This is a genomic window from Arthrobacter sp. THG-b23 (assembly GCF_059091265.1).
The window spans coordinates 1-676 of sequence record NZ_JBNHGM010000018.1; the positions used below are offsets into that span (position 1 = coordinate 1).

1 protein-coding gene is annotated in these 676 nt (G+C 64.1%); it reads right to left on the reverse strand.

Annotated elements, in window-relative coordinates:
• Positions 1-436: 436 nt before the first annotated feature.
• Positions 437-676: hypothetical protein (locus AC5RVD_RS16800; protein ID WP_494127555.1), on the reverse strand; the 240-nt coding region annotated here is incomplete at its 5' end.

The following is a 676-nucleotide window of genomic DNA, read 5'->3' on the forward strand; positions in this document are numbered from 1 at the left end:
GCACTCGGGAGGGTGTGGGAGAGTAGGTCGCCGCCGGACATTCTTTGAACACGGGAAGGCCCCGCCAACGATGGCGGGGCCTTCCCGCGTTTAACCAGGGTCCCGATTCGTTAGTGGAGTCACAGTCCGCCGGCGGTTGTCTGCAAGTAGGGGAACAGTCGGCTGGACTAGAATGGATCGATGGTACGGGCGCGCCACAGAGAATTGCGCCCACAACAAGACAAGCATTTCATAGGGATTTTGATGGCTGTGGTTGGCTGGTTCGACCTTGGCCCGCACTGAGAGGAGTTCCGGCATGGCTGATTTCCGGGGTCGTGAAGGACGAGACGACAGGGGTGCAGGCAGAGGCAACTTTGGCAACCGGTCAGGAGCCGAGCGCTCCAGCGAGGGCGGCCAGAGAAAGCGCCCCGACAACCAGGACCGGCGCAGCAGCGCCTCAGGTAACGCTGGCGGCTTCCGTTCGCGGGATGATCGGCCGCGTCAGGATCGTGGTGAGCGTCGGGACTTTGGTGATCGGCCGCGTCAGGATCGTGGCAGCAGCGGCGCGTCCGGTGGCGCCGGTGGTTTCCGTTCGCGGGATGATCGGCCGCGTCAGGATCGTGGTGAGCGTCGGGACTTTGGTGATCGGCCGCGTCAGGATCGTGGTGAGCGTCGGGACTTTGGTGATCGGCCGCGT